Here is a 3,974-nt window from a genome sequence, read left to right as displayed (position 1 = left end):
CGACACCTACGTCGTCGGGGTCGATTACGGCACGCTGTCGGGGCGGGCGGTGGTGGTCCGGGTCGCCGACGGCGCGGAACTGGCCGTCGCCGAGCACCCGTACACCCACGCCGTCCTGGACCGGCACCTCCCCGACGGCACCGTGCTGCCGCCCGACTGGGCGCTCCAGGTCCCCGCCGACTACATCGACGTCCTGCGCATCGCCGTACCCGAAGCACTGACCCGCTCCGGCATCCGCCCCGACCAAGTCGTGGGTATCGGCACCGACTTCACCGCCTGCACGGTCCTGCCGGTCCTCGCCGACGGCACCCCCCTGTGCGAACTCCCGGAGTTCACCGCCCGACCCCACGCCTACGCCAAACTCTGGCGCCACCACGCCGCACAGGCCCAGGCCGACCGCATCACCGCACTCGCCGACACCCGCAAGGAACCCTGGCTGACGCGCTACGGCGGCAAGATCTCCTCGGAGTGGGAGTTCGCCAAAGCCCTCCAGCTCCTCGAAGAGGACCCGGAACTCTACGAGCTGACCGAACGCTGGATCGAGGCCGCCGACTGGATCGTCTGGCGCCTGTCCGGCACCTACCTCCGCAACGCCTGCACCGCCGGATACAAAGGCCAGCTCCAGGACGGCAGTTATCCCTCCGCCGACTACCTCGCCGCACTCAACCCCGCCTTCGCGGGCTTCGTCATCGACAAACTCGACCAGCCCATCGGCCAGCTCGGCGACCGCGCCGGCGGACTGACCGCCGAGGCAGCGGCCTGGACAGGCCTGCCCGAAGGCATCGCCGTCTGCGTCGGCAACGTCGACGCCCACGTGACCGCCCCCGCCGCCACCGCCGTCGAACCCGGCCGCATGGTCGCCATCATGGGCACCTCCACCTGCCACGTCATGAGCAGCGACCAATGGGCCGAAGTACCGGGCATGTGCGGGGTCGTAAAGGGCGGCATCCTGCCCGGACTGTGGGGCTACGAAGCCGGACAGAGCGGCGTCGGCGACATCTTCGGCTGGTTCGTCCGCACCAACTTCCCAGCGTCGTACGCCAAGGAGGCCGCCGCGCTCGGCCGCGATCCGCACGAACACCTCACCGCGCTGGCCGCCGAACAAGCGGTGGGCGAGCACGGACTGATCGCCCTGGACTGGCAGAGCGGCAACCGCTCCGTCCTCGTCGACCACGACCTCAGCGGCGCCATCGTCGGCCTGACCCTCTCCACCCGGCCCGAGGACGTCTACCGGGCCCTGCTGGAAGCCACCGCCTTCGGCACCCGCACCATCATCGAAGCCTTCGAAACCTCGGGCGTGCCCGTCCGTGAACTCATCGTCGCGGGCGGCCTGATGAAGAACCCGCTGCTCATGCAGATCTACGCCGACATCACCCGCCTCCCCCTCGGCGTCATCGACTCGGCACAAGGCCCCGCACTCGGCGCCGCCATGCACGCCGCGGTCGCGGCCGGCGCCCACCCCGACATCCGGGCCGCCGCCCACGCCATGGCCAAAGCCCGCCCCGCCGTCTACCAGCCGGACCCCGAACGGGCCGCCGCCTACGACCGGCTCTATGCCGAATACCGCCTCCTGCACGACTACTTCGGCCGCGGCACCAACGAAGTCATGCACCGACTGCACCGCCTGCGCACCGAGGCCTCCGCCTGAACGCCACACCCCGCCCGGCGGTCAACTCCCTTCGAAAGGAACCCTCATGGACACCACAGCCTCCCCCTACCCCGACCAGGAGATCTGGTTTCTCACCGGCAGCCAGGGCCTGTACGGCGACGACATCCTGCACCAGGTCGCCGAACAGTCCCGCAGCATCTCCGAAATCCTCTCCGGCCCCGGGAAAATACCGGTCCGGATCATATGGAAGCCCGTCCTCACCGACGCCGACGCCATCCGCCGCCTCTGCCAGGAAGCAAGCACCTCCGACACCTGCATAGGCGTCATCGTATGGATGCACACCTTCTCCCCCGCCAAAATGTGGATCGCCGGACTCTCCGCCCTCAACCGGCCCCTGCTGCACCTGCACACCCAGTACAACCTGTCACTGCCCTGGCCCAGCATCGACATGGACTTCATGAACCTCAACCAAGCCGCCCACGGCGACCGCGAGTTCGGACACATCGAAGCCCGCCTCGGCATCGACCGCAAAATCGTCGCCGGACACGCCACCGACCCCAGAGTCATCACACGCATCGCCGCCTGGGCCCGCGCCGCCATCGGCCGCCACACCTCACGCACCCTGCGCCTGGCCCGCTTCGGCGACAACATGCGCGACGTCGCCGTCACCGAAGGCGACAAAGTCGAAGCCCAACTCCGCTTCGGCTACTCGGTCAACACCTACGCCGTCAACGACCTCGTCGCCGTCGTCGACCAGGTCCAGGACAAGGAAGCCGCCCAACTCGCCGCCGAATACACCGAGTCCTACGACATCGTCCCGGCCCTGCGTCCCGGCGGCATCCGCCACGACTCCCTCGTCTACGCCGCCCGCCAGGAGATCGGCCTGCGCACCTTCCTCACCGAAGGCAACTTCACCGCCTTCACCACCAACTTCGAAGACCTCGGCGGACTGCGCCAGCTGCCCGGCCTCGCCGTCCAGCGCCTCATGGCCGACGGCTACGGCTTCGGCGGCGAAGGCGACTGGAAAACCTCCGCACTGCTGCGCACCATGAAAGTCATGGGCACCGGCCGACCCGGCGGCACCTCCTTCATGGAGGACTACACCTACCACCTCGGCCCCGGCACCCCCCGCATCCTCGGCGCCCACATGCTCGAAGTCTGCCCCACCATCGCCGCCGACCGCCCCACCTGCGAGATCCACCCCCTCTCCATCGGCGGCCGCGAAGACCCCGTCCGCCTCGTCTTCAACGCCGCCCCCGGCCCCGCCATCGTCGTCGGCCTCTCCGACCTCGGCGACCGCTTCCGCCTCACCGCCAACACCGTCGACGTCGTCACCCCCAGCGAACCCCTCCACCGCCTCCCCGTCGCCCGCGCCGTCTGGAAGCCCCGCCCCTCACTCGCCGAATCCGCCGAGAGCTGGCTCCTGGCCGGCGCACCGCACCACACCGTGCTCAGCTCCGCCGTCGACACCGAAACCCTCACCGACTACGCCGCCATGACCGGCGTAGAACTGCTCACCATCGACGAAACCACCAATACCGGGCAGTTCACCAAGGAAATCCGCTGGAACGCCGCCTACCACCGCCTCGCACAAGCCCTGTGACCCCCATGATCCTGATCCCGACCGATCCGCAAGGAGAGACCCGATGACCGCGCGAGTCCGTGACGGCCTGCGACAAGAGGTACTGGACGCCAACCTCACCATCCCCCAAGCCGGACTCGCGACACTGACCTGGGGCAACGTGAGCGGCGTCGACCGCGAAGCAGGCGTCTTCGTCATCAAACCCTCAGGCGTCCCCTACCAGGACCTCGCCCTCGACCACCTCGTCACCGTCCGCCTCTCCGACGGCAAAGTCGTCGGCGGCGACCTGCGGCCCTCCACCGACACCGAAACCCACCGCTGCCTCTACCTCGCCTTCCCCTCCATCGGCGGCATCACCCACACCCACTCCACCCACGCCGTCGCCTTCGCACAGGCCCGCCGGAACATCCCCGTCCTGGGCACCACCCACGCCGACACCTTCAACGGACCCATCCCCTGCACCCCCGACCTCACCCCCGACCAATGCACGAACAACTACGAATACAACACCGGCAAAGTCATCGTCGACCTCCTGGAAAGCGACGACCGCAAGGCCGCCGAAGTCCCCGCCGCCCTCGTCGCCAACCACGGCCCCTTCACCTGGGGCACCACCCCCCGCACATCCCTCGAACACGCCATCATCTGCGAAGCCATAGCCCAGATGGCCATCAACACCCTCGCCCTCACCCCCACCGCCCCACCACCCCCACACCTCCTCGCCCGCCACTACACCCGCAAACACGGCCCCAACGCCTACTACGGCAACCCAACCCCCGAACCCGC

At 68.8% G+C, this 3,974-nt stretch carries 3 protein-coding genes; all 3 read left to right on the top strand.

Features of this window, described 5'->3' with window-relative positions; all coding sequences use genetic code 11:
- Nucleotides 1–1,648: ribulokinase (gene araB, locus ACWIHT_RS47140; RefSeq protein WP_456174815.1), on the top strand; the 1,648-nt coding region annotated here is incomplete at its 5' end.
- Between the two features lie 46 nt (nt 1,649–1,694).
- A complete protein-coding gene (gene araA, locus ACWIHT_RS47135) occupies nt 1,695–3,212 on the top strand; it encodes an L-arabinose isomerase (protein WP_456174814.1) in 1,518 nt (505 codons plus the stop codon).
- A gap of 43 nt (nt 3,213–3,255) precedes the next feature.
- Nucleotides 3,256–3,974, top strand: a 719-nt coding sequence (gene araD / locus ACWIHT_RS47130; RefSeq protein ID WP_456174813.1) for an L-ribulose-5-phosphate 4-epimerase AraD, incomplete at its 3' end; no start/stop codon positions are given.

The sequence above is a fragment of the Streptomyces sp. NPDC002276 genome (genome assembly GCF_053891435.1).
Note: the sequence above shows the minus strand (reverse complement) of the source record. Positions and strands in the feature narration are given on the sequence as shown.

Bases quoted from the DNA above. Each gene is read 5' to 3' on its own strand.
- araA (WP_456174814.1), top strand. From the start codon at position 1,695: ATGGACACCACAGCCTCCCCCTACCCCGACCAGGAGATCTGGTTTCTC.